Source organism: Massiliimicrobium timonense (assembly GCF_042850985.1).
Classification (GTDB): Bacteria; Bacillota_I; Bacilli_A; order Erysipelotrichales; family Coprobacillaceae; genus Allocoprobacillus.
Genome location: NZ_AP031415.1, coordinates 1,733,470 through 1,758,849, shown reverse-complemented (window position 1 = coordinate 1,758,849; position 25,380 = coordinate 1,733,470). Strand labels below are relative to the sequence as shown.

Below are 25,380 nucleotides of genomic sequence, written 5' to 3'. Positions count from 1 at the left end.
TACATATGTTCAAGAGTTTGAGATATGTCTTAAAAGAAAATTTTACAAACTTATTTAGAATATATTCAATTGCTAAATATGAAATATTAGCAGATATGAGGGATTCTAAATTGGGATTATTCTGGAACTTTGCTAATCCAACTATTCAAGTTTTAACTTATTGGTTAGTATTCGGAGTTATTTTACCAGGACGTTCAGATGAAGATGGTATTCCATATTTATGTTGGTTACTTGGTGGTATTGTTGTCTGGTTTTTTATCTCTCCATGTATTACAAATGGCTGTAATGCAGTGTATGCTAAAAGAGATGTTATTACAAAAATGAAATTTCCTGTGAGTATTTTACCTGCAACAGTTGTAATGAAAGAATTGTTTAATCATCTTTGTTTGATGATTATCTTAGTTGTTTTATTTTTAATATTTGGATTTTATCCAAATATTCACTGGTTTGGATTATTATATTATTTATTCTGCGCAGTTATTTTTTCTATTTCTTTATCAATGACAACATCAGTTTTAAATATGTTAGCTAGAGATACACGAAAATTGATTTTAGCTTGTATGCGTTTATTACTCTATTTAACACCAGTTTTATGGAGCCCTCATAAACTAGATGGACATAGAATTCTGTCGGTGTTAATGAAGTTTAATCCTATTGATTATATTGTACAGGGATATCGAGATTGCTTTTTCTTTCATCAAGGATTGTTATCGTTTGGATATCAAGGATTAATTTTCTGGGGTATTACAATCTTGCTTCTTATTGTAGGAAGTTATATGATGTATAAGTTTAAACATAAGTTTATTGATTTGATGTAGAGGTGTTAAGATGAATCAAGAATATGCAATAGAATTTAATCATGTATCTAAAATATACACTTTAAAATCTAAAGATAAAAAACATAAAGAAGACCAGAGATTTTATGCTTTGAAAGATATTAATTTTAAAATACCGAAAGGGGAAGTTGTAGGCGTTTTGGGAACTAATGGTTCTGGTAAATCAACAATGTCAATTATTCTGGCAGGTATTAGTGAAATTGATGAAGGAGAAATGATTGTCAATGGTGAACAATCATTAATTGCCATTAATACAGGCTTAAATATGCAATTAACTGGTATGGAAAATATAGAATTAAAAGGAGCTTTATTAGGACTTTCTAAGAAAAGGATTCAAGAGATTAAAGATGGAGTCATAGCATTTGCAGAAATTGGTGATTTCTTATATCAGCCTGTAAAAAAATATTCTAGTGGTATGAAGTCTAGATTAGGTTTTTCTATTAATTTATGTTTGGATCCGGATATTTTAATTGTTGATGAAGCTTTATCTGTAGGGGATAAAGGATTTGCCCAAAAATGTATTAATCGTATGAATGATTTAAAAGACGAGGGAAAGACTATTATCTTTATATCACATACATTGCCACAAGTTCGCTCATTTTGTAATAAAGCAATGTGGATTGAGGGTGGAATGTTAAGAGAGTATGGTGATATTGATGAGGTTTGTGACCATTATGCTGAATATGTCGATTACTACAATGCATTGTCAAATGGAGATAAGAAAAAAGAACGTGATGATAAATTTAATAAAAGATTATTAAAAGATTATAAACCTAGTCTTTTTGATCGTATTTTTCATTTATAAACCTTAGTACTGACGTACTGAGGTTTTTTTAATATTGTATTAACATTTGTTTAATGATAAGTTCATATAGAATATTTATTTTAGATAGTAGGAAAGGAGTATGCAAATGGATGTAAAAATATCAATTATTATTCCAGTCTATAATGTTGAAGATTATTTGAAAGAATGTTTAGATAGTTTATTAAGACAAACTTTTACAGAATTTGAAATCATTTGTATTGATGATGGTTCAAGTGACAATTCATTAGATATTTTAAAAAAATATCAACTTCTTGATACACGAATCACGGTTTTAAATCAGCAACATCAGTTCGCTGGAACTGCTAGAAATAAAGGAATATCTTGTGCGAAAGGAGAATACTTATTATTTTTAGACGCTGATGACTTTTTTGAGAAAGATATGTTAGAGAAAATATATGAGCAAGGGAAAAAGACACAAGCACAAATTATTTTGTTTGATGCCAGAAAATATCATCAATTAACAAAGGAGTATGATGAAGTTACTTATTATTTACGTAATGAAATACTAAAAGATAAAGAAATATTTAATAGACATGATTTTCCAGATGATATATTGACTCTATCTAATCCGGCTCCCTGGACAAAATGTTTTTTAAAAAAATTTATCTTAGAAGAAAAATTGCTTTTTCAAAATTTAGCAAATACAAATGATGCTTATTTTACAATAAGTGCAATGGCTATTGCTGATAGAATTACATGGATTGATACTAAACTTGTTAATTATCGTATAGGGTTACTTCAAAATACACAAAGCCATAAAGAAAAAAATCCGTTATGTTTTATTGATGCCTATAGAGCTATTTATGATGAATTGAACAAAAGAGGAATTTATCATGAAGTAGAACGTTCTTTTGTAAAGGTAGCATTATCATCTACAGTATATTGTATGAATTCAATTCATGATGAGAAGGTCAAAAAAGAAATTATCTATGCATTACAAGACAACAAGTTTTCAGATATGAATCTCTTAAATTATCCAGAAGACTTTTACTTAAATAAACGTGATTATAATAGTGTTAGGGGATATAATTGTATATATAAAGAGTATCAAATTATGGAGAAGAATAAACAGATTTGTGATGAATATGAAGTTACTATTAAAGCAGATTTACATCAACAACCCTTTGTATCAGTTATTATTCCTATATATGATGTAGAAAAATATTTACCTGCATGTCTGGAAAGTATTGTTAATCAATCATTGAAGAACATTGAGATTATTTGTGTTATTGATGGTTCACCAGATCATTGTCAAAAAATTGTTGAGTCATATGCAACTTATGATGATAGAATAACGATGCTTGTACAAAGAAATATGGGGTTATCTGCATCTAGAAATCACGGATTTAAGGAAGCAAAAGGTGAATATGTTTATTTCATGGACAGTGATGATATTCTTGACTATAATGCTTTAAAAGAATTATATGATTTTTCAATGAAAGAAAATTTGGATTCTGTGTACTTTGATGCATCTTGCTTTGCTGATGATTTTAAACTAAACGAAAAAATTCTTGACCAATATCATAGAAAGTTCTCATATCCAAAAGTATGTATGGGTATAGAACTTTTTAGAAAGATGAATGAAAATGATGAATATAGGGTTTCTGCTTGTCTACAATTCAATAAACGACAACATATATTAAATCAACATGTTCTTTTCCATGAAGGAGTTCTACATGAAGATAATGCCTTTACAACAATTAATTTAATAACTGCTAAAAAAGTCGGTTATATACATAAGGATTATTTTCATCGAAGATATCGTGAAAATTCTATAATGACAAAAAAAGAAAACTTTCAAAATGTTTATGGGTATTATATTGCTTTTAAAGATGTTTATCAATTTATTCAAGATTTAGATTGGATATATAAAAGTGAAAATCAAATAATATTTGATTGGTTATTACGCATACTAACAAATGCAAGAGATATATTTGCACGTTTAGATGATGCAGAGAAAAGTTCATATCTTGGATTGGATTTTACTGAAAAAAATGATTTTAGAATTTTAGTAAGTACACCTGGTTATGTGAAAAGTGAACTTATATTTAAACAACAAAGATTACAGCAAACATTTGATGAAAAATATGAACGTGGGTTAATCATTAAAGAATTACGAACAGAAAACAAGCAATTAAAAAAATCAATTAATCGATTAAAACCTTCTACTTGGATTAAATACATTAAAAGGCATATACGTATAAAATGAATATAAATTAATATGTGCTTAACCTTAATTTAATATATTTTTAATAGTGATTGACTTTAAATAGTTTAAAGGTTAAAATATGAAATGTGTTGTACTAAATGGAGGAAAAAAATATGATTTATGCAGAAATTTTAGCTGGTGGAAAAGGAACAAGAATGGGTAATACAGAATTACCTAAACAGTTTTTAAAATTAGGACATAAGCCTATATTTATCCATACAGTTGAGCAGTTTATTTTAAATAAAAGAATTGAAAAAATTCTTATTTGTTGTCCTGAACAATGGATGTCTTATACAAAAGATACACTAAAAAAGTATGAAGTCAAATCTGATAAAGTTATTGTTGTTGCAGGTGGATCTACGCGTAATGATACTATTATGAATGGTATTCGATATATAGAAGAAAACATAGGATTAAATGATGATGATATCATTATTACACATGATGCTGTTAGACCATTTTTAACACAGAGAATTATTGATGATAATATTGATGGTGCTTTGGAATATGGTGCTGTAGATACAGTTGTTGAAGCTTTTGATACGATTGTTCACTCTGTTGATGGAAAAGTGATAACTGATATTCCAATTAGAAGTGAGATGTATCAGGGACAGACACCACAATCATTTAATATCAAATTATTAAAAGATTTATTCTTATCATTAACAGATGATGAAAAAAACATCTTAACTGATGCATGTAAAGCACTAGTTATTAAGGGTACACCAGTTCATCTTGTAAGAGGTGAAGTTTACAATATGAAAATCACAACTCAGCATGATTTAAAAGTCGCTAATGGTTTAGTGGAAGGTGACAAATAATGATTAATCAAGCGTATAGATTAATAGCTCCTAAACAAATTCGTGCAGATTTTGTTGATTTAAAAATGGATGATGAGAATATTATTGTTAGACCAACTTATCTTTCTATTTGTGCGGCAGATCAAAGATATTATACTGGAAGTCGTGGACGAGTGATAATGAAGCAAAAATTACCTATGGCATTGATTCATGAGTCAGTTGGTGAAGTTGTTTATGATCCAAAGGGTGAATATAAAGTTGGGACTAATGTAGTAATGATACCCAATACACCTATGGAGAAAGATGATATCATTAAGGAAAATTATTTACGTTCTAGTCAATTTAGAGCCAGTGGTTTTGATGGTTTTATGCAAAATGTTGTAAGTATGCGTAGGGATTTGATTATACCTTTTAAAATGGAACCTAGAGTAGCAGTTTTGCTTGAATTAACAAGTGTTGTCATGAATGCGGTGGAAAATTTTAAAAAAATTTCTAATGAACGAAAAAATGTTATTGGTATATGGGGAAATGGAAATTTAGGATTTATTTCTGCATTAGTTCTAAAGAAAACTTATCCTGACACAAAAATTATTGTATTTGGTGTTGAAGAACATAAGATGGCTTATTTTTCATTTGTAGATGATACATACTTGATTAATAATATTCCAAGTGACTTAAAAGTTGATCATGCATTTGAGTGTGTTGGTGGACGAGGAAGTGAAGCTGCAATCAATCAAATCATTGATTATATTCAGCCTCAAGGTACGATTTCACTTATGGGAGTAAGTGAAACACCGGTAGGGATTAATACAAGAATGGTTTTAGAAAAAGGTTTGACACTTTTAGGTAATAGTCGCAGCAATTATGATGATTTTAAGAAATCTGTCGAATTAATGGAAACTTATCCAGATGTTTGTGAATATCTTTCTACAATTATCTCAGAAGAAGTTGTTGTTCAATCCATAAAAGATATGCATAAAGCTTTTGAAGATGATTTAAATAATGATTTCAAAACAGTTATGAAATGGGACATTTAAGACAAGATTTTTATCTTGTCTTTATTTTTATAGAATTATATATCAAATATCATAATTTAAGAACATATGTTCATTTTTAAAAAGTATTTATAGATGTAAATATGTAATCTCATAACATAAGGAGGATTTAAAAGTGAGTGACTTTAAATATCTAGTTACAGTTATTATACCAGTATATAATACACAAGATTATATAGAAGAATGTGTACTATCAATTGAAAATCAAAAGATGGATGTTTCTAAGATTGAAGTATTATTAATAAATGATGGCTCAAAGGATCAAAGTGGAAATATTTGTGAAAATCTTTCTAAAAAATATGCAAATATTACTTATATCTGTAAAGATAATTCTGGAGTTTCAGATACACGAAATATTGGTATTCAAAGAGCACGTGGAAAATATATAATGCTTCTTGATTCAGATGATTATCTAGATAAGAAAAGTATTAAAAATTTAGTAGATTTCTTTGATAAACATTATAATGAAGTGGATTTAATTACATATCCAATTTATTGGGATCGTAATGGTAAAATATCATTACATGGACGTTACAGTTCAAAAAACTATGATAAAGGAACTGGAATATATGATTTAAATCAATATCCGCATTTAAATCAATCTACTGTGAATATAATGTTTAAAAATGAATTTGCGAATAATCAATTGTATGATACTACTATGAAATTATCTGAAGATCAAAATTTTGATACTGCATTGTTAATGAAAAAAAATAAGATTGGATTTGTAGAGAAAGCAAAGTATTTCTATAGAAGACATGGAGCCAGTGTTTCTCAGACTCGAAATAATCCTTATTATTGCTTTGAAGATATTATGACATATAATGAATGCTTATTATCACGATATAGTAAAAATGGAGTTGTTCCAAAGTATGTTCAAACTCTCATTATTAATACTTTTAATTGGCGTGTCAAAAGTGATATGTTATTGCCATATCATTATGAAAGTGAGTTGTTTGATAGTGCAAAAGAAAGAATTAAAAATATTTTAAAGCAAATTGACAATGATGTTATTATCAATCATTCAAATTGTGATAAATATGTAAAATTATATTTTTTAACGCAGAAGGGTGAATTTGTTTCTTATAATATTAACAATGATGGATATAAGATTTTTTGTCAAGATATTACTATTTATGAAGATCAAACAATTGATTGCTATCTTTATAAAGTAAGACCTTGTAATCATGAAATATCTATATTTGCATCGTTTGAATCACCACTTTTAGAATTAACTCCCGTTAATGAATATATAGTTCGTGGTATCTATAAAAATGGAGAAAAATTTGAAGAAAGATATTCATTAGATGTGTCAAATGTTCCTTTTAGAAATACAAAAATGAAAACTGCACATACTTTCCCTTTTACATATACATTTGATCCTACAAAAGTAAAAAAATTCTCTTTCTACATTCATATTAATGGATATGATTTGACTTTTAAACCGATTTATATTAAGTTCTCTGGATTTGTTAAGAAATTCCATAGAAATGCTATAACAATCAATGGAACTAGATTGTCATATAGCAATCATAGTTTTAAGGTTTCGCATCAAAATTTAATTAAAGATATTTTTGATATTTTAAGAACAATGTGGTTTTATCCTAGAAAACATATATTTGCTATACAATATTTTAGATTGAAAGCCAAAACTAACAGAAAAATATGGTTATATTATGATTCAGCAGGAGTATTAGATAATGGATATTTTCAATTTATCCATGATTTTGTAAAAAATGATGGAATTGAACGTTATTATATCATGGACGGAGATAACAGTGATTTACTGAGTAAATTTACATTAGAGCAACAAGAAAATATAGTACGTTATAAATCAAAAAAACATAAGGATTTATTTTTAAAAAGTAGTAAAATATTTATTTCTTTTAGCTCATTATCTATCTATTCACCGTTTAAAGAGTTTGCATGGTATAGTGATGTTACACACTATGAATTAATTTATCTTCAACATGGAATATTACATGCTACATTACAAAATTTGTATGCAAAAGAGTTTACTGAAATTGATAAATTTGTTATATCATCAAATTTTGAAAAAGAAAATTTGAAACAGAATTATGATTACTTGGATAATGATTTTATTATTTCAGGTATGCCAAGAATGACAAAGTTTAACCAAGGAAATACGAAAAATAAAATTCTTTTTGCTCCTTCTTGGAGACAGTATTTAATAGGACAACTAGTTAATAATCGTAGAGCACTAAAGACTCAAGAATTTCTTGCTTCTGATTTTTATAATCAAATTTATCAATTTTTAAATTCAAAAGATCTAAAAGAAATATTAGAGGATAATGATTTGTATTTAGATTTTCAATTGCATCCAATCTTTAAACCATATCAAAAGTATTTTGATTTAGATAAAAATGAAAGAGTAAATTTTAATTTTGAAAAGCATAGTTTAGATGAATATAAAATATTTATAACAGATTTTTCTTCTTATCAATTTGACTATATTCAATTAGTAAGACCTATTGTTTACTTTTTGCCTGATTCTAAGGAATTTAAAGCAGGTTTACATTCTTATCGTTCATTAGATTTGAAATATGAAAATGCTTTTGGTCCACTTTGTTTTAATAGTAATCAGATGATTAAAGAAATAAAGAACATTATTGAACATAAATATATTGTTGCAGAACCTTACTGTACACGTATGCAGGAATTTTTTACTGTTTCAGATAATCCGGCGGAAACAATATATAATAGCATCATTGATATTTAGGTTATTAGTAAAATGAGTTCGAGAGATATAAATATAGATTTGCTTAGAATATGTTCTTGTTTTATGGTTATTTTTCTTCATGTTTCTGGACAAAATTGGCGATTAGTCAATGTACATAGTATGGAATGGTTTGTATTTAATGCATATGATAGTGCGGTTCGAAGTTGTGTTCCTTTATTCTTTATGATTAGTGGTTATTTGTTTTTATCTAAAGGTTATATGATTTCTATCAATCAATTATATAAGAGAAATATATTGAAAATAATAATTTTGTATTTTGTATGGTCTTTTTTATATGCAGTATTTCGTGTTGATTTCACTGATATATCATTTGAAACATTAATATACGAAATACTGCAGTCAGAATTTCATTTGTGGTATTTACCTGCACTTATAAGTGTATATATAATGATTCCTTTATTATGGTGTATAGCTCATTATGAAGATGGAAAATATCTTAAATATACTTGTTACTTAGTTTTTATTATGGGAATATTGAAGATGACAGTAGAAACAGTTCCTTTTTTACCTGAAATTTTTAATGAATTTTTAACTAGTTTTTCTTTAAATATTAGTATTTATTGTGGATATTTTTTGATAGGGTACTATATTAAGATGACCAGAGAGAAATGGATACATATTAAAATGAAAATATTATTATCGGTGTTTTTGCTTATTGAGTTATTGGGAATTATTTTAACGTTAGGAATTTCATGGTGGACGAATGAGCCAATTTCTTTCTTATATAATAATCAAACAGTGTTTCCTGCAATTCAAGCTATAATTCTTATGATAATTTTTCTTAAATTTAAAGTTGATAGTTTTATGAATCATAAAAGAAATATTATTATAAAAATATCACGTTATACTCTATTTATTTACTTATTTCATCCTTTTGTTATAAATTTTTTAGATAATAATTTAAGAATAAATTCTTTATCTTTGAATGAGTGGGTATCAGTACCACTAATATCCATGATAGTAGTTATTATTTGTCTGTTATTTGCGTTTGTTTTATCACATATACCTATTGTAAAGAAATGGATTATATAAGGAGAATGAAAATGATTATATTTTTAGTATTTTTATGTTTTATCATGATTTGTTCCTGCAAATTTTGTTTTCCAAATTTAGATAGTAAATATCTTTCAAAAGAATATACACAGGCTATAAAGGGAATTTTTGTTATTATTGTATTTTTAAGTCATGTAAGAACTTATGTAGATTTTAATGGTGCTGGTGATATTTTTGTTATTCAAATACTGAATTATTTTGGACAATTGATGGTAGCATTGTTTTTGTTTTATTCAGGTTATGGCATATATGAATCTATTAAGTATAGGGGGCAAAAATACATTGATTTATTGCCTAAAAATCGTATAGGTAAAACTTTTTTTGATTTTGCTTTAGCTATTATATTGTTTTTAATTATTGATCTTATTATAGGGAAGAATTATTCAATTTCTACTATTTTGTTATCTTTTACTGGTTGGACAAGTATTGGTAATAGTGCTTGGTATATGTTTGCTATATTTACTTTATACATTGTTACATATATATGTTTTAAAATGTTGAAAAATAAAAGATTTTTATCTATTTTGCTTATTACAATATTATCTTTATGCTATATATATATTATGTCTTTATTGAGAGATAATTATTGGAGTAGTACATATTTGTGTTATGTTGCTGGTATGTGGTATTCTTATTTTAAAGAAAAGATAGATTGCTTTTTTAGTAGAAATCAAAAAATCTATTATATAGTAACTTTGTTAATAGTATTTATGTATATTTATTTCTTTCAATATAGATACACAAGATTAATGATGTTTAATTTTGTTTCAATATTATTTTGCCTTTCTATTGTTTTATTATCATTTAAGATATCTTTTCAAAGCCAATTGTTAAAGTGGTTTGGAAATCATTTATTTTGGATATATATTCTTCAAAGAATTCCAATGATTTTATTGCAATCTTTTCATATTGAACAATATGATTCCTATCTGTATTTGAGTTTGTGTTTTGTTATTACAGTGATTTTTGCGCATTATACTAATATTTTTTCAGGTTATTTAAAAAATAAGATATGGAAATAACTGTGTTAAAGGAAGTGTGAGAGTATGAAGAAAATTAAAAGAAAAATAAAAATATTAATATGCATTATCTTAAACAGGATATTCATTTTAATTTTTCCACTTCAAAAAAATAAAGTGACATTTTTATCAGATGTCAGAAAGGTCATGGGTGGAAATCTGGAATGTGTATACGAGTATCTCGATGATTGTCAGTATAAAAAAATTATTGCTTTAAAAGGTGATCATAGAGATAAGAGAGGATTTATAAAAAAAATTAAATTAATATATCATTTAAGTACATCACATTATATTCTTTTAGATGATTTGTCTAGAGAATGTAATTATTTAAAGGTTCGTAAAAATCAAGAAGTTGTTCAATTATGGCATGGAGCAGGTGCTTTTAAAAAGTTTGGGTGGTCCAGATCAAATACTGGAGAGGATGTGGGTCCCATTCATAAAGGATATCGTACTTACACAAAAGCTATTGTCAGTAGTGATGATATTAGAAGTTGCTATGCTGAAGCTTTTCATATGGATATCTCTCAAATAAAGGCGACTGGTTTTCCCCGCACAGATATGTTTTTTAATGATCAATATAAAGAAAATATAAAAAAAAGTTTTTATCAACGACATCCACGTTATCAAGGGAAAAAAATCATTTTATTTGCACCTACTTATAGAGGTGCTCCTGTTTCTAAAGCAACTTATGATTTTTCTAAAATTGATTTTCAACAAATATATGAAACATTCCATGAAGACTATATATGTATATTAAAATGGCATCCTGCATTGTATAATAATATTCAAAGAGGATATGTAGAAATGCCAGATTTATTACAATACAATCATTTTTATAAAGATTTTTCTAATTATCGTGATATTAATGATTTGTTGATTGTTAGTGATATTTTAATTACTGATTATTCATCTGTTATTTTTGATTACTATTTTACACATAAACCTATTATTTATTTTGCTTATGATTTAGATGAATATACAGGTTATGGTGGCAGAGGGCTTTATTTTGATTTTTATGACTATGTCTATGGAGCCATTGCAACAACGACTTCTCAATTAATAGAAGATATTCAAAAGAGAGAAATGTATGATGAAAAACGACAGGTTTTTTATCAAAAGTTTTTAAGTGCCTGTGATGGGCAATCTACAAAAAAATCATGTGAATGGATTTTTAAGGAGTCAGCATAAGCAAGACTCCTTTTTTAATCTCTAAAATATAAATCTCTTGTGTAAACTTTCTCAATGACTTCATCAATTTCATGAGTATAACGATTTGCTAAGATAATATCACTTTGTGTTTTGAATGCTTCTAAATCATTAACAAGTTTCATATCTTCATAGCTATCTTGATTTAAAGTAGGTTCATAAATAATAATCTCAATTCCTTGTTTTTTAATCATATTCATAATATCTAAAATAGCACTTGCTCTAAAGTTATCGCTATTCGCTTTCATCGTTAAACGATAAACACCGACAGTATGAGGATGTTTGTCTAAAATCATTTGTACAATATGTTTTTTTCTTGTCATATTAGAATCTACAATAGATTTGATAATATCATTTGGAACACCTTCATAATTTGCTTTTAATTGTTTTGTATCTTTAGGTAAGCAATATCCTCCATATCCAAAAGAAGGATTATTATAATGCATTCCAATACGTGGATCTAAACAAACACCTTCAATAATTTGTTTCGTATTCAGATTCTTAATTTCACAATAAGTATCTAGTTCATTAAAATAAGCGACTCTTAAAGCAAGATACGTATTTGCAAAAAGCTTTATAGCTTCAGCTTCTGTAGGGTTTGTGAATAGTAATGGAATATCTTGCTTCATAGCACATTCTTTAAGCATTGATGCAAAAACATGAGCACGTGAACTATTTTCTCCTACAATAATACGTGAAGGATATAGATTATCGTACAATGCTTTTCCTTCTCTTAAAAATTCAGGGGAAAAGATAATACGATCAGTATGGAATCTCTCATTGATACTTTTTGTATAACCAACAGGAATTGTTGATTTAATGATGATGGTTGCATAATCATTATATTTCATGATTTCTGTAATGACAGATTCTACAGCACTTGTATCAAATTGATGAGATTCATCATCATAATTTGTTGGAGCAGCTACAATGACGTAGTCAGCATCTTGATATGCCTCTTTACCTATACAGGTTGGCGTTAAATGAAGCTCCTTATGAGCTAAAAAGTCTTCAATTTCTTGATCTTTAATTGGAGATTTTTTATTTTTAATGAGTTTAATTTTTTCGGGAACAATATCTATAGCTGTCACTTCATATTTTTGAGCGAGTAGACAAGCAAGACTTAAACCAACATATCCCAATCCAGCAACTGTAATTTTCATAATCTACCTCTTTTCTTTTTTTAGTTTAAACAATTAAAAATCTTTGTAAAGGCTTTTAACAAGACTTTAACATGACTTTACAAAAACTTAATTTAATACTTTATTCTAGAAATGAAGTTTAAAATAGTCAAAGAATAAATGTGAAAAGATGATTTGCTTTTAACATACCATTAACATAAACTTAATTTGATTTGGTAGTTTCAAAAGCACAAAAAAGAGTATATTACTGATATAATGTCAAGAAGGTGAATTTTATGCTCAAACGTAAGACCTATCTTCAAGTCTTAAGTGTTCTATCATGTTTTGCTGTTATTTTCTTACATGTTAATCACTGTTTTTGGGATTTTGGTTATGAAGATTATTGGATATTAGCTAATTTTATTGAAAGTATCATGTATTTTGCTGTTCCTGTCTTCTTTATGATAACAGGTGCGACATTATTAAATTATCGAAAAAGGTATTCTACAAAAAAATATTTTCAAAAACGTATTCATAAAGTTGTTATTCCATATGTCATATGGTCAATAATAGGAATACTATTTATGTTGGCATATCGAAGAATAGCTTTGGAAGATATCAGTTTAAAGATGATTGTTGATACTTTCATGAATGGCAATGTAGTCACTGTTTACTGGTATTTTATTCCATTATTTGCAGTTTATTTAAGTATACCTGTTCTATCTTCAATTGAAGAAAATCAACAACAAAATATTTTTGGATATATGATTATTATTTCTTTTATGACAGTTTCTTTATTACCATTAGTCTTTAAATTGATAGATATTCCTTATAATGGTTCTTTACAATTTCCGGTTGGAATGAATCATATTATTTTTGTATTAATTGGTTATTATGTTGATCATTATGAATTATCTAAAAAACAAAGAATGATGATTTATGTATTAGGAATTTTAGGGTTTTTAGCTCACTGGTTAGGAACGTGGTATGCTTCTTATCAAATAGGTGAAGTCAGTCGTTTATGGAAAGGATATACGAATGCACCATCAGTGCTTTATTCTTCAGCTATTTTTGTTTTCTTTAAATATTTTCCAAATAAATCAATAATGAATATTTTGGAAAAAATAAGTTCTTACTTTAAAAATGTGACATTTGGAACATATCTAATTCATTGGTATATTATTCAAATGATTTTGACTATATTACCCATTTCACAACGTCAAGTCGTATATCGTATTATAGGACCATTTGTGATTATGATTATTTGTTCTATGATTATAAAAACGATGCAAAAAATACCAATGATTAAAAATAGCGTACCTAAATAAAAGAAAGGATGAGAATGATGAAGTACGATTATTTAATAGTAGGAAGTGGATTGTTTGGCAGCATCTTTGCCTGTGAAGCTAATAAGAAAGGAAAGACATGTCTTGTTATTGATAAAAGAAGTCATGTTGGTGGAAATGTTTATACTCAAGAAGTTGAAGGTATTCATGTACATAAATATGGTGCTCATATTTTCCATACTTCAAATAAAGAAGTTTGGGATTATATTCAGCAGTTTGCACAGTTTAATAGATACACAAATTCACCTATTGCCAATTATAAAGGTGAAATCTACAACATGCCTTTTAATATGAATACTTTCAATAAACTATGGGGTGTTGTCACACCTGAACAGGCTAAGGAAAAGATTGATGAACAGATTAAAGAATCAGGAATTACTGAACCTCAAAATCTTGAAGAACAGGCTATTTCATTAGTTGGAAAGGATATCTATGAAAAGCTTGTTAAAGGCTATACACAAAAACAATGGGGTCGACCATGTAACGAGTTGCCTTCATTTATTATCAAGAGATTACCGGTTAGATTTACATATGATAATAACTATTTTAACGATTTATATCAGGGCATACCAATTGGAGGATATACACAAATTATTGAAAAAATGCTTGAAGGTATAGATGTTAAACTGAACTATGATTTCTTTGAGCATAGAAAAGAGTTAGAAGAAATAGCAGATAAGATAGTCTTTACGGGAATGATCGATCAGTATTATGACTATTGTTATGGAGAACTGGAGTATCGTAGTTTAAGATTTGAAGAAGAAATTTTAGATACAGATAACTATCAAGGAAATGCCGTTGTCAACTATAACGAATATGAAGTACCTTATACAAGAATTATAGAACATAAGCATTTTGAATATGGAACACAACCTAAAACAGTGATTACAAAAGAATATCCAGCTTCATGGCATAAAGGTGATGAACCTTATTATCCAATGAATGATGAAAAGAACAATACTTTATATGAAAAATACAAAGCATTGGCACAGAAGGAAGATAAGGTTATCTTTGGAGGCAGATTAGGTATGTATAAATATTTTGATATGCATCATGTTATTGAAGAAGCATTAAAATGTGTAAAAAAGGAAATGATATCATTGAGGTGTAAAGGATGAGTGATATTAAAGTTTCGGTGATTATACCGGTTTATAATGGAGGTCAAGCATTTAAGAAATGTCTTTATGATGTTATGAATCAAACTTTAAAAGACATAGAAATCATTTGTGTAGATGATGGTTCAACAGATGAATCAGCTCAAATTATATCACAGGCTGCTTTAGAAGATTCAAGAATTCATTATGTTTATCAAAATAATCAGGGAGCTGCAGTTGCAAGAAATAAAGGTATGGAATATGCGACTGGTGAATATGTATCTTTTCTTGATGCAGATGATTTTTATGAAGCTGAAATGTTAGAAAAAGCTTATATAAATAGTGTGAAACATGATGTTGATATATGTATTTTTAGAGGAAATAAATATGATGCTTCTTCTCACCAGTATTTATCAATGGATTATGCTTTACGTTTTCACGAAATTCCATGTAATCCATTTACTTATAAAGATATCTCGGACAATGTTTTTCATTTTTGTGTAGGATGGGCATGGGATAAACTTTATCGAAGACAGTTTATTATTGATGAGAAATTATCTTTTCAAAATTTGAGAACATCGAATGATTTGTTTTTTGTTTTTTCTTCACTTGTTAAAGCAAAAAAAATTTATGCATTAAATGAACTTTTAATTCATCATCGTGTCAATGATTCTTTATCGCTTTCCGTAACAAGGGAAAAATCATGGAATTGTTTTTATTTGGCAGCGAATGCTTTGAAACAAGAATTGGAACGTATCGGTAAATATCATGAGGTTGAAAAGTCTTTTGTGAATTGGTATGTACATTTTAGTTTTTGGAATCTTGATACTATTGAAGGAGATGCTTATAAGAAAGTCTATGAACTGATCAAGCATGAAATCATTCCTTCACTTCATCTTGAACAATATCCAGTTGGTTTTTTATCAACCAATTATGCAAAACGTGTTTTCGATGTTCAATCTTATGATTGTGATGAATATGTGTATGAACAATTTTTTAAATTAAGAAAAAAGGCAAAACAAAAAAGTGATGATGGAGCTAAACGAATTAAAAATTCTAAGACATATAAAGTAGGAAAGATTGTATTGTTTATTCCATTGCACATAAAGAAATGGTTGAAAAGGAGAAAGAAATAATGGCTAAAGTATCAATTATTGTACCTATTTATAATGTTGAACAATATTTAGTTGAATGTATGGAAAGTATTGTTCATCAGACTTTAAAGGATATAGAAATTATTTGTGTTAATGATGGTTCAACAGATAATTCATTAAAAATAATTCAAGATTATGCTCAAAAAGATAATCGTATTGTGATTATTGATAAGCAAAATGAAGGTTATGGTAAAGGAATGAATGATGGTCTTGATAAGGCAACAGGAGAATATGTTGGAATTGTTGAGCCAGATGATTATGTAGACTTACATATGTATGAAGACTTATATAAAATTGCTCATGAAAATGATCTCGATGTGATTAAAGCTGATTTCTATCGTTTTGTATATAAGAATGGAACTCTTATAGCAACTTATAATCAGTTATCTAAAGATGGAACAGGTTATAACCAGATTGTTAATCCTAAAGAGCATCCACAAGTTTTTCGATATATTCTCAATACATGGAGTGGGATTTATAAACGAGAAATGCTTGAAAAATATCATATCAGACATAATACAACACCGGGAGCTTCGTTTCAAGATAATGGATTCTGGTTTCAAACGTTTGCATGGGCTGAAAGAATGTATTTTGTGAATAGACCATATTATATGAATCGTCGAGATAATCCTAATTCTTCTGTAAACAGCAAATCAAAAGTTTATTGTATGAATGAAGAATATCAATTTATTCATGAATTTTTAGATAGAAATCCACAGTTAAAAGAATACTTTATTTATGAATATTCCTTAAAGCGTGTCAGAAATTATTTTTGGAATTATGGACGTATCGCAAAAGAATTCCGCCTAGAATATTTGTATCAGCTTTCTAAAGAATTTAAAGAAGCGATGAACTTAAAAGAAATGCGTGAAGAAGATTTTACGAAGTTAGAATGGCAAAAAATAACACGTATTATTGAAAATCCTAAAGCTGCTTATAAATGGATGAATACAAGTGCACGTATTCGAAAAACAAAAAATTTCATCAAAAGACGTATTAGAAATGTAAAGAAAATATTGCATATTTAAAGAAGATGAAAAGGAGGATTTATCAGTGAATCAAATTAAAGTCAGTGTGATTGTTCCGGTTTATAATGCTCAGCAATATTTAAAGGATACTTTAGATACTATTCTTGGACAATCTTTAAAATCAATTGAAATTATCTGTGTGGATGATGGTTCATCTGATGAATCTTTATCCATATTAAAAGATTATCAAAATAAAGATTCTCGATTAATTGTATTAACACAACAAAATCAATATGCTGGTGTTGCGAGAAATAATGGGTTAAGTATTGCTAGAGGGAAGTATGTAGTGTTCTGGGATGCTGATGATTTATTTGAAAAGAATGCTCTTGAATGTATGTATAAAAAATGTGAAAAAGATCAGGCTGATTTATGTGTGTGTGCAGCTAACCGATATGATTCATTGACTCAAACGATCATTAAGACAGGAACATATTTAAAAAAAGAGATGTTACCAGATCATATTCCTTTTTCTAAAAAGACACATCCTCGTTATATCTTTAATTTTTCTACAAATGTTCCATGGAATAAGATGTGGAAAAGATCTTTTATAGAAAAACATCATTTAAGATTTCAAAATCTTAAACAAGCAAATGATACTTATTTTTCCATGATGTCTTATTTTTTGGCAGAGTGTATTACTATTGTTGATAAACCATTAATGCATTATCGTATTAATAATACGCAAAGTTTAACGGGTAAAGCATCTTCTACAGTTTTTTGTAGTTATCAAGCTTATTATCAAGTATATCAAGATTTAAAAAATGATATTCATTTTACAACAGAAATTAAGCAGTCTTTTGACAATAGACTTATTAATGGTATGCTGTATTCTTTAAAAACACAATCAATGGTGCAATCCTTTATGAAAATATATATCAAATTACAACAAAGTCTTATTCATGATTTTCAAATTTTACAACAATTAAATCAAGATTATTTCTATGTCAAAAAAGATTATCAAGACTTTAAAGATGTTATGACACTTACTCCACATCAGTTTTTACTAACACAATATCAAATGACTAATCGACATATATATACACGAGGTCATGGCTTTTTATATCATATTTATTATGCCTTTTATTATTCAAGGATATGGAAGCTTTGTATGAAATTAAAAGAAAATCTCAAAAAGTTATAGGTTATGTGAAAATGACTTATAATTTTTTTATTTTTATGAAAAGATATGTTATAATGCATAAAAGCAGGTGATGATTTTGAAAAGTTATATAAAAATGGTTTTACAAGTTCTTCGACGTTTGGATTATATACTTTTATATATATGGTATAGATTGAGGTATGGAATAACACCAAGACAAGTTTTGTTTTTATCAGATTCTCGAAATACAATGACTGGTAATTTTAATTTTATTGAGAAGGCTTTGGATGAAAGTTATATTATCAAGAAACATTTATATGAATCAAGTTTGATGAAACATGATAAAAAATCAATCTGTAAAGATATGGCGACTTCTCAATATATTCTCATAGATGATTTTTATCCCATTATTTATCCTATACCTTTAAGAAAGAAAACAAAATTGATACAGGTTTGGCATGCGGTAGGGGCATTTAAAACGGTAGGTTTTGCTAGAAAACAAAACCATGATCGATTTTCTATGACACATCGTCATTATACAGATACGATTGTAAGTAGTGAAAGTATTAGAAAAGATTATGCAAAAGCTTTTCGTATGGATATTCAAGATGTTCATAGTTATGGAATTCCTAGAACAGATATTTTTTTTGACAAAGATTATAAAAAGCAAATCAAAAAAGATTTATATGATAAATATCCAATGTTAAAAGGGAAAAAGGTTATATTATTTGCTCCTACATTTAGAGGTAACGATATTCATAAGGCTTATTATGATTTTAGTCAAATACATTTTTCATCTTTACAACAATCATTAGGTGAAGATTACGTTTGTATTATCAAATTACATCCATTTATTAAAAACAAATATCAAGAAACTTTAGATCCTCAATTTTATATTGATTTGACTTCAATGCGTGAAATTAATGATTTATTGTTTATAACAGATATATTAATAACGGATTATTCATCTGTTATTTTTGAAGCATCATTACTTGATATTCAAACTATATTCTTTGCTTATGATTTACAAGAATATATTCAAGCACGAGATTTCTTTTATCCTTATGAAGAATATACTTATGGTCCAGTTGTTAAAATTCAAAAGGAACTAGAGAAGGCTATTTTAAATCCAAATGACTATTCTCAAAAAAAGGAAAAATTTCAAAAAAAATTTATGTCATCTTGTGATGGAAAATCTACAAAGCGTTTTGTAGAACAATTATTAGGAGGAAAATCATGAGTATTATTGTTAATATTGGTATTTTTGGATTAAATATTTTGTATTTTTTTATGAAATGTTTACCAGTTCAAAATAAGATAACTTATATATCACGTCAAATGGATGTGACACCTTTGGATTTTCAAATGATTATAGATGAAACAAAAAAAATAAACCCAGATATTCAACATGTTGTTTTAGCAAAAATGTTAAAAAAAGGAATGAAAAATCATATTTTATATTGTTTTCATATGTTAAAACAAATGTATCATATAGCAACTTCTAAAATGGTTATTTTAGATACTTATTGCATTCCTGTATGTATATTAAAACAACGTTCAGACTTAGTCGTCATTCAAATTTGGCACGCTTTAGGTGCATTTAAAAAATTTGGATATAGTATTTTAGATCAGCCAGAAGGATCAAGTTCAAAGATTGCTCATTTAATGAGAATGCATAAAAATTATACTTATGTTTTTTCTAGCAGTGAATATACAAGACCTTTCTTTGCTGATGCATTTCATGTAGACTTATCTCAAGTCAAAGTCTTCCCTTTACCCAAAACTGATTTATTAATTGATGAGAACCATAAACAGGTTATAAGCCAGAATATACTAGAAACTTATCCACAACTATGTCAGTCAGATAAAAAAATCATTGTTTATGCTCCTACTTTTAGAAAAGATGACCACGTACTCTATAACGCTATTAAAGAGCTTATTGATGTTATAGATTTTAATCAATATCATCTTGTATTAAAATTGCATCCATTAACAACATTTCATATTCATGATTCTAGAATTATCGAAGATCATCAATATACTTCTTTAGAATTTTTCCATGTTGCAAACTATATTATTACAGATTATTCAGCAGTTATATTTGAAGCCTCATTATTAAACAAACCCTTGTTTTTTTATGCGTTTGACTATGAAGAATATATGAGAAAACGTAGCATGTATATTGATTATCTACATGATTTACCGGGAACTATTTTTCAAAGCCCAAAATCTCTTATAGAATCTTTGAATCATCCACAAAGATATGATATTCAATCTTTTGCTCATAAGATGATTGCCAAGCCTCAAACAACATATACACAAGATATTGTTCGTTTTATGATGGAACAGTGGAAATAAAGAATGCCATTTTGTGCATTCTTATTTTATTTCATCATATTTTTCTTATCTTATTCATATATTATTTGTATGATAGGAGGACAATATGAATAGGGGAGAAATATATTATGCAGATTTATCACCAGTTATTGGTAGTGAACAAGGTGGATATAGACCAGTTTTGATTTTACAGAATAATAAGGGTAATAAGTATTCTACAACGGTTATCGTCGCACCTATTTCTTCAAGAATGACTAAAAATGATTTACCAACACATGTCATCATTGAAACACCTTTTTTAGAAAAGAAGTCTGTCATTCTTCTAGAACAAATACGTACCATTGATAAAAAAAGAATAGATGAGCGTCTAGGAGTTTTATCTCAATCTTTTATGGAAAAGGTAAATCAGGCGATTAAAACAAGTTTAGACATTAAATAAGAGATATGATATAATGTTGGAAATTAAGGAGTGATAAAAATGAATATAAAAATGATAAAAGAAAGAGCCAGTCAAATTCAAAATATGAATAGAACTCAATATATGCGTATTTTGTTGATGATTGTTTTACTTGAATTAATTCCAAATATCTTTAACATTGGAGAAGATATATTATCTCGTTTACTTTATTTAGTTATGAGTATTGCTTTTTTAACAGTTTCACATGGTTATATTGTGAGTTCATTAAAAATGGTAAGAAATCAATCTCAGTCATTAAAAGATGATGATGCTTTTGTAGGATTCAAACGTTTTAAAGAATTGTTTTCTACATATATATTAATCAATATATTTATGATGGCTGTTTTATTTATTGTTGCTTATATTTTATTAGTGATTATAGGTGTATTTCTATCACAGTCGTTACAGGGAATTTCTGGTGAAATGCTTTTAACAGGAAATTATGCTTATATATTGTCATATATTCTCAAACATTCTCCACAAACATTATCAATGTTTGTACTCTGTTATTTTGTATTGTTGATTATTTTATTCTTTGTATCTTCATATCTTTTTGCAGTGCCTTATTTATTAGAAAGATTTCATATGAAAAATTTAAAAGCTATGAAAGCTTCATTTTCTTTAATGAAAGGACATATTTTTGAATATTTTAAGTTATATCTTTCATTTTTTGGATGGATCTTTTTAATGGTTATTATTCAAAGTTTTATTGCAGAACTATTGTCTTTTTTACCTGTTTTAGGTTCTTTAATAGCGGCAATTATTGCAGGAGTTATCAGCGTTTATAGCTATTTACCTCGTTTTCATTTAGCACAGGCGATTTTCTTTGAAGAACTGGCTTATCATCGCTATGAACAAACAAATACTTATAATGGAGATGACCAATATGTTTAATCAACATTTTACAAGGAGAGTACCAACCCAAGCTAAGTGGATGTTTGTGCTTGTGATATTGCCTCTTTATGTTTATTGTGGTTCATTGATTTTAAGTGCTTTATTTAAATTTGTTATTATACAGTTTCAACTGGAATTTGATTATAATCAGCTGAATGCCTATTTAAATCTGATTTTTGATGTCTTTTTATTAGGATTAGCAGGTTGGTTATTAAAAGATAGCATGCTAGAACAATGGCGAGATTTTAAAAAGAATTTAAAGCAGTATCTTATTGAGGGTTGTATTATAGGTGTTTTGCTTATCTATGCATGTCAAATCATTGGTGGTTTAATCACAATGACTTTAGGTGGAAATCAGGCAAGTGAAAATCAGCAGTTTATAGAATCTATTACAACTTCTTATCCGGCTTTAATGATTTTTGTTTCTTGTGTTTTAGCACCTATTTTAGAAGAAATGTTATTTAGAGGTATTGTCTTTGGCTGGATTTATGAATGGAATCCCAAAATGGCTCATCTTATTTCATCATTTATATTTGGTTTTATTCATATTATGAGTGCTGTCTTTAATGGAAATACAGCGGAATGGATACAGATTTTTTCATATTGTTTTATGGGATTTGTATTAAGTTATTTATATGAAAAAAACAATAATATTTATGTCCCTATTTTATCTCATATGATGAACAATATGATTTCTATGTGTATGCTTTTATTGTAATTGAGGATTTTTGTTGATCAAAGATCCTTTTTTTATAAAAAAAGAAACCTGCAGGTTTCTAAATATAATAAATGAAAACACCAATACCTATACCTAAAAGCATACCACAGATAACATCACTTAAAAAATGAACAAAGAGATAGATTCTTGAAATTCCTGTTAAAAAGGCAAACAAATAAGCAAGAATACCCCAAGATGGGTAGAAAAGAAAGATAATGGTACTACATGCAAATGCAGAAGTTGTATGACTGGAAGGGAAAGAAGAATCATGAGGAGTTGGAACAAGCAATGAGATATGAGGATATAAATGGCAGGGGCGATGTCTTTGAACAAGTGATTTAATAGAAATTTGTCCAATCAGTGCTGAAGCAATCAAAGCAATGAGAAGATGGATTGACATTGAACGTGAAGCAGGGTTGATGAAAGTCATCAAAGCGACAAAAAGCCATATCATACCATAATTACCACAAAAACTGATCCACTTCATAAAATGATTGAGGATATGGTGATGATAAAGCTGAGTCATATAAAATGACAGTCGAAGATCATAGCGATGGATATTATGAAGAATGGTTTTCATTGTCAGAATCTCTCCTTAAAATATAAATAATGATTTTAATAAAACTCATGAGGATAATTTGAAAAATAAAGATATTAAAGAGTTGTATGCCATCTAAAGAAAACATTTGATTATTTATGAGGTAATCTTGATAATTTGGAATGATAGGAATTAGGGTATGTAAGCTATTAAAGAAAACTCTAAAACATGATTCAATCATAGCATAATATCCTTGAAAGATGACAGTAATAATCTGAAAAAACATGTTTGGATTTTCAAATTGAGGAAGTAATGCTATATAAATAATAATACCTACAAAAATAATTAAAAATGAAGTTGCAATAATATAAATAAAATTAAAAATAAAATCAATCCATGAAAAAGATGCTTCTTCATCGTATTCATCTTCATCCTCGTTTTCAATATGGTCTTGATTGTTTTCATCAATCAAAACATCCGTATCTTTCTTATGATTAATTTGAGATAATAATGCAGTTAATTCATCTTCTTCTTTTGAATTTAAAGAAGAAAATGATTTTTGTACAGGCTGCGTTTTATTTTCTTCTTGATCAATAAGGTTTTCTACTGGTTCTTTAGAAGGAGTATCATCAGGTTCATTTTCATCATCAAAACGAAAAGTTTTTCTGGAACGTGTTTTTTGCATATAGACACTGCCATCTTTGACAACAGGTTCATTCAAATGAGCTAAATGATAAGCATAAGTCTGATTCACAATCTGATTTAATTGTGAATCATTTGGATAATCTTCTTCCCATTTATTTTTTACAGAATCTAATTCTTTTTTTGACATATGTTTATGCATTCCTAGAAGTGATGAATACATATCCATTTCATTGTATCTATCAAATAATAAAGTATTAAACACATCAAAAAGATTATGACATGTCTGATAAGATGTTTCTTTTTCATAGCTACTAGCAGCTTTTAAATCTTCACAAAAAAGGATATTCATATGAAGTTGATAACTGGCTTTATTTAAAGCTTCAAATGAAGAAATAACTAAAGTTTTTTCAGGTTTGATTTGAAAATGTTGTAAAACATTTTCAAGCATTTCTTTACCAGGTAAAGGCATACTGACCATATCACTACCAATGATATAATCGACTTTTTGTTTTAAATGAGCCATTTCTAAATATTTGATAGCATCTTTATAGCGATGTGTCGATATTACAGCAATAGGAATATTCTTTTGACGAAGATATTCTGTCAGTTCTAAAAATCCTTCTTTAGGTTTGAGTCCTTTATATGTAAGATACTGCATCATTTCTCTTTCTATTTTAGCATTATAAAGTCCCTCGTTCATAATTTTAGCAACTGGGGTATCATTATACATTTCATACATATTACAAAGGTGATGATAAAAATCATCGAGTGAATAATCAAGATGATGACTTTCACAAAAATGGTGGGTGTAATTATATCTATATCGATTGAGGTTAAAAATAGTACCATCTAAAGGAATGATTACTAATTGAATATCTTGAATAGATTGCTTATACATTATTTCACCACCTTTATGTGTAACATTATATCAAATATTATGTAAATATTCCATTTAAATATCTTGATTTTTTATAAGCTTTAGTGTATTATATATAAGTCGATTATCTCTCCGTAGCTCAGCTGGCAGAGCATCTGACTCTTAATCAGAGGGTCCACGGTTCGATCCCGTGCGGGGAGACCATTTGAAGAAATACGAAAAACGTTGATTTTATCAGTGTTTTTCGTTTTTTTATAAATAAAACCATCAAAATGGGTATCTAAGTTTGCTGAGTTTTTGTGTTTTT

At 27.7% G+C, this 25,380-nt stretch carries 22 protein-coding genes and 1 tRNA gene; 20 read left to right on the top strand and 3 right to left on the bottom strand.

Translation table 11 applies throughout. From position 1 onward, the window contains the following. The first annotated feature begins 5 nt into the window (after window positions 1-5). The 9 genes from ACGHJ8_RS09190 (at window position 6) to ACGHJ8_RS09150 (ending at window position 11,747) form a co-directional block, all read left to right on the top strand. Window positions 6-818, top strand: coding sequence for an ABC transporter permease (locus ACGHJ8_RS09190; protein ID WP_087304021.1), 813 nt, complete (start codon window positions 6-8; stop codon window positions 816-818). A gap of 10 nt (window positions 819-828) precedes the next feature. Further along, a complete protein-coding gene (locus tag ACGHJ8_RS09185; RefSeq protein ID WP_390539948.1) occupies window positions 829-1,641 on the top strand; it encodes an ABC transporter ATP-binding protein in 813 nt (270 codons plus the stop codon). 106 nt (window positions 1,642-1,747) lie between these two features. Beyond that, window positions 1,748-3,871, top strand: coding sequence for a glycosyltransferase (locus ACGHJ8_RS09180; RefSeq protein ID WP_162607649.1), 2,124 nt, complete (start codon window positions 1,748-1,750; stop codon window positions 3,869-3,871). 113 nt (window positions 3,872-3,984) lie between these two features. Further along, complete coding sequence (locus tag ACGHJ8_RS09175) at window positions 3,985-4,692, top strand: 2-C-methyl-D-erythritol 4-phosphate cytidylyltransferase (RefSeq protein WP_087305097.1); 708 nt, start codon at window positions 3,985-3,987, stop codon at window positions 4,690-4,692. Continuing rightward, window positions 4,692-5,708, top strand: a complete 1,017-nt coding sequence (locus ACGHJ8_RS09170) for a zinc-binding dehydrogenase (RefSeq protein WP_087305096.1) — start codon at window positions 4,692-4,694, stop codon at window positions 5,706-5,708. Before ACGHJ8_RS09175 ends, ACGHJ8_RS09170 begins: the two co-directional genes overlap by 1 nt. 133 nt (window positions 5,709-5,841) lie before the next feature. Further along, window positions 5,842-8,466 (top strand): glycosyltransferase, encoded by a 2,625-nt coding sequence (locus ACGHJ8_RS09165; protein WP_390539945.1) that lies wholly within the window; start codon window positions 5,842-5,844, stop codon window positions 8,464-8,466. 12 nt (window positions 8,467-8,478) lie between these two features. Further along, complete coding sequence (locus ACGHJ8_RS09160; RefSeq protein WP_390539943.1) at window positions 8,479-9,519, top strand: acyltransferase; 1,041 nt, start codon at window positions 8,479-8,481, stop codon at window positions 9,517-9,519. Between the two features lie 11 nt (window positions 9,520-9,530). Next, window positions 9,531-10,562 carry an acyltransferase family protein gene (locus tag ACGHJ8_RS09155; RefSeq protein WP_211963755.1) on the top strand — a complete coding sequence of 344 codons (1,032 nt, stop codon included), beginning with the start codon at window positions 9,531-9,533 and terminating at the stop codon, window positions 10,560-10,562. A 24-nt stretch (window positions 10,563-10,586) separates the two neighbouring features. Beyond that, entirely contained in the window at window positions 10,587-11,747 is a 1,161-nt protein-coding gene (locus tag ACGHJ8_RS09150) for a CDP-glycerol glycerophosphotransferase family protein (protein WP_390539941.1), read from the top strand. Window positions 11,748-11,761: 14 nt separating this feature from the next. Here ACGHJ8_RS09150 and ACGHJ8_RS09145 read toward each other — a convergent pair whose 3' ends face one another. Then, window positions 11,762-12,928 carry a nucleotide sugar dehydrogenase gene (locus ACGHJ8_RS09145; protein ID WP_211963757.1) on the bottom strand — a complete coding sequence of 389 codons (1,167 nt, stop codon included), beginning with the start codon at window positions 12,926-12,928 and terminating at the stop codon, window positions 11,762-11,764. Between the two features lie 254 nt (window positions 12,929-13,182). Between ACGHJ8_RS09145 and ACGHJ8_RS09140 the strand changes: the two genes are divergently transcribed. From ACGHJ8_RS09140 to ACGHJ8_RS09095, 10 genes are all read left to right on the top strand, one after another. Beyond that, entirely contained in the window at window positions 13,183-14,214 is a 1,032-nt protein-coding gene (locus ACGHJ8_RS09140) for an acyltransferase (protein WP_211963759.1), read from the top strand. Between the two features lie 17 nt (window positions 14,215-14,231). Beyond that, on the top strand, window positions 14,232-15,350 hold the full coding sequence (gene glf, locus ACGHJ8_RS09135) for a UDP-galactopyranose mutase (protein ID WP_211965350.1): 1,119 nt from the start codon (window positions 14,232-14,234) through the stop codon (window positions 15,348-15,350). Continuing rightward, window positions 15,347-16,462: a glycosyltransferase family 2 protein gene (locus tag ACGHJ8_RS09130; RefSeq protein WP_211963761.1), complete on the top strand. Its 1,116-nt coding sequence runs from the start codon at window positions 15,347-15,349 to the stop codon at window positions 16,460-16,462. Before glf ends, ACGHJ8_RS09130 begins: the two co-directional genes overlap by 4 nt. After that, window positions 16,462-17,508 (top strand): glycosyltransferase, encoded by a 1,047-nt coding sequence (locus ACGHJ8_RS09125; RefSeq protein ID WP_087358572.1) that lies wholly within the window; start codon window positions 16,462-16,464, stop codon window positions 17,506-17,508. The genes ACGHJ8_RS09130 and ACGHJ8_RS09125 overlap by 1 nt, the downstream gene beginning before the upstream one ends. Before the next feature lie 25 nt (window positions 17,509-17,533). Further along, window positions 17,534-18,649, top strand: a complete 1,116-nt coding sequence (locus ACGHJ8_RS09120) for a glycosyltransferase family 2 protein (protein WP_390539938.1) — start codon at window positions 17,534-17,536, stop codon at window positions 18,647-18,649. A gap of 94 nt (window positions 18,650-18,743) precedes the next feature. Continuing rightward, window positions 18,744-19,847: a CDP-glycerol glycerophosphotransferase family protein gene (locus ACGHJ8_RS09115; RefSeq protein ID WP_390539936.1), complete on the top strand. Its 1,104-nt coding sequence runs from the start codon at window positions 18,744-18,746 to the stop codon at window positions 19,845-19,847. Beyond that, window positions 19,844-20,965: a CDP-glycerol glycerophosphotransferase family protein gene (locus ACGHJ8_RS09110; RefSeq protein ID WP_390539934.1), complete on the top strand. Its 1,122-nt coding sequence runs from the start codon at window positions 19,844-19,846 to the stop codon at window positions 20,963-20,965. The genes ACGHJ8_RS09115 and ACGHJ8_RS09110 overlap by 4 nt, the downstream gene beginning before the upstream one ends. 85 nt (window positions 20,966-21,050) lie before the next feature. After that, window positions 21,051-21,383 (top strand): type II toxin-antitoxin system PemK/MazF family toxin, encoded by a 333-nt coding sequence (locus ACGHJ8_RS09105; protein ID WP_087358566.1) that lies wholly within the window; start codon window positions 21,051-21,053, stop codon window positions 21,381-21,383. A 39-nt stretch (window positions 21,384-21,422) separates the two neighbouring features. Next, window positions 21,423-22,295: a DUF975 family protein gene (locus tag ACGHJ8_RS09100; RefSeq protein WP_390539932.1), complete on the top strand. Its 873-nt coding sequence runs from the start codon at window positions 21,423-21,425 to the stop codon at window positions 22,293-22,295. After that, window positions 22,288-23,013, top strand: a complete 726-nt coding sequence (locus ACGHJ8_RS09095; protein ID WP_087358562.1) for a CPBP family intramembrane glutamic endopeptidase — start codon at window positions 22,288-22,290, stop codon at window positions 23,011-23,013. Before ACGHJ8_RS09100 ends, ACGHJ8_RS09095 begins: the two co-directional genes overlap by 8 nt. Window positions 23,014-23,071: 58 nt before the next feature. Here the strand turns inward: ACGHJ8_RS09095 and ACGHJ8_RS09090 are convergent, their stop codons facing one another. Together ACGHJ8_RS09090 and ACGHJ8_RS09085 are read right to left on the bottom strand one after the other, a co-directional pair. Continuing rightward, window positions 23,072-23,593 (bottom strand): phosphatase PAP2 family protein, encoded by a 522-nt coding sequence (locus ACGHJ8_RS09090; RefSeq protein WP_087358560.1) that lies wholly within the window; start codon window positions 23,591-23,593, stop codon window positions 23,072-23,074. Beyond that, a complete protein-coding gene (locus ACGHJ8_RS09085; protein WP_390539930.1) occupies window positions 23,574-25,094 on the bottom strand; it encodes an HAD hydrolase-like protein in 1,521 nt (506 codons plus the stop codon). The genes ACGHJ8_RS09090 and ACGHJ8_RS09085 overlap by 20 nt, the downstream gene beginning before the upstream one ends. A gap of 107 nt (window positions 25,095-25,201) precedes the next feature. Between ACGHJ8_RS09085 and ACGHJ8_RS09080 the strand changes: the two genes are divergently transcribed. Further along, window positions 25,202-25,277, top strand: a tRNA-Lys gene (locus tag ACGHJ8_RS09080). The last annotated feature ends 103 nt before the right edge of the window (window positions 25,278-25,380 follow it).

Coding starts and splice junctions, on each gene's coding strand:
- ACGHJ8_RS09185 (WP_390539948.1), top strand. CDS start 829: ATGAATCAAGAATATGCAATAGAATTTAATCATGTATCTAAAATATAC.
- ACGHJ8_RS09085 (WP_390539930.1), bottom strand. CDS start 25,094: ATGTATAAGCAATCTATTCAAGATATTCAATTAGTAATCATTCCTTTA.
- ACGHJ8_RS09090 (WP_087358560.1), bottom strand. CDS start 23,593: ATGAAAACCATTCTTCATAATATCCATCGCTATGATCTTCGACTGTCA.
- ACGHJ8_RS09180 (WP_162607649.1), top strand. CDS start 1,748: ATGGATGTAAAAATATCAATTATTATTCCAGTCTATAATGTTGAAGAT.
- ACGHJ8_RS09175 (WP_087305097.1), top strand. CDS start 3,985: ATGATTTATGCAGAAATTTTAGCTGGTGGAAAAGGAACAAGAATGGGT.
- ACGHJ8_RS09190 (WP_087304021.1), top strand. CDS start 6: ATGTTCAAGAGTTTGAGATATGTCTTAAAAGAAAATTTTACAAACTTA.
- ACGHJ8_RS09100 (WP_390539932.1), top strand. CDS start 21,423: ATGAATATAAAAATGATAAAAGAAAGAGCCAGTCAAATTCAAAATATG.
- ACGHJ8_RS09110 (WP_390539934.1), top strand. CDS start 19,844: ATGAGTATTATTGTTAATATTGGTATTTTTGGATTAAATATTTTGTAT.
- ACGHJ8_RS09170 (WP_087305096.1), top strand. CDS start 4,692: ATGATTAATCAAGCGTATAGATTAATAGCTCCTAAACAAATTCGTGCA.
- ACGHJ8_RS09145 (WP_211963757.1), bottom strand. CDS start 12,928: ATGAAAATTACAGTTGCTGGATTGGGATATGTTGGTTTAAGTCTTGCT.
- ACGHJ8_RS09140 (WP_211963759.1), top strand. CDS start 13,183: ATGCTCAAACGTAAGACCTATCTTCAAGTCTTAAGTGTTCTATCATGT.
- ACGHJ8_RS09150 (WP_390539941.1), top strand. CDS start 10,587: ATGAAGAAAATTAAAAGAAAAATAAAAATATTAATATGCATTATCTTA.
- ACGHJ8_RS09125 (WP_087358572.1), top strand. CDS start 16,462: ATGGCTAAAGTATCAATTATTGTACCTATTTATAATGTTGAACAATAT.
- ACGHJ8_RS09115 (WP_390539936.1), top strand. CDS start 18,744: ATGGTTTTACAAGTTCTTCGACGTTTGGATTATATACTTTTATATATA.
- ACGHJ8_RS09155 (WP_211963755.1), top strand. CDS start 9,531: ATGATTATATTTTTAGTATTTTTATGTTTTATCATGATTTGTTCCTGC.
- ACGHJ8_RS09095 (WP_087358562.1), top strand. CDS start 22,288: ATGTTTAATCAACATTTTACAAGGAGAGTACCAACCCAAGCTAAGTGG.
- glf (WP_211965350.1), top strand. CDS start 14,232: ATGAAGTACGATTATTTAATAGTAGGAAGTGGATTGTTTGGCAGCATC.
- ACGHJ8_RS09105 (WP_087358566.1), top strand. CDS start 21,051: ATGAATAGGGGAGAAATATATTATGCAGATTTATCACCAGTTATTGGT.
- ACGHJ8_RS09130 (WP_211963761.1), top strand. CDS start 15,347: ATGAGTGATATTAAAGTTTCGGTGATTATACCGGTTTATAATGGAGGT.
- ACGHJ8_RS09160 (WP_390539943.1), top strand. CDS start 8,479: ATGAGTTCGAGAGATATAAATATAGATTTGCTTAGAATATGTTCTTGT.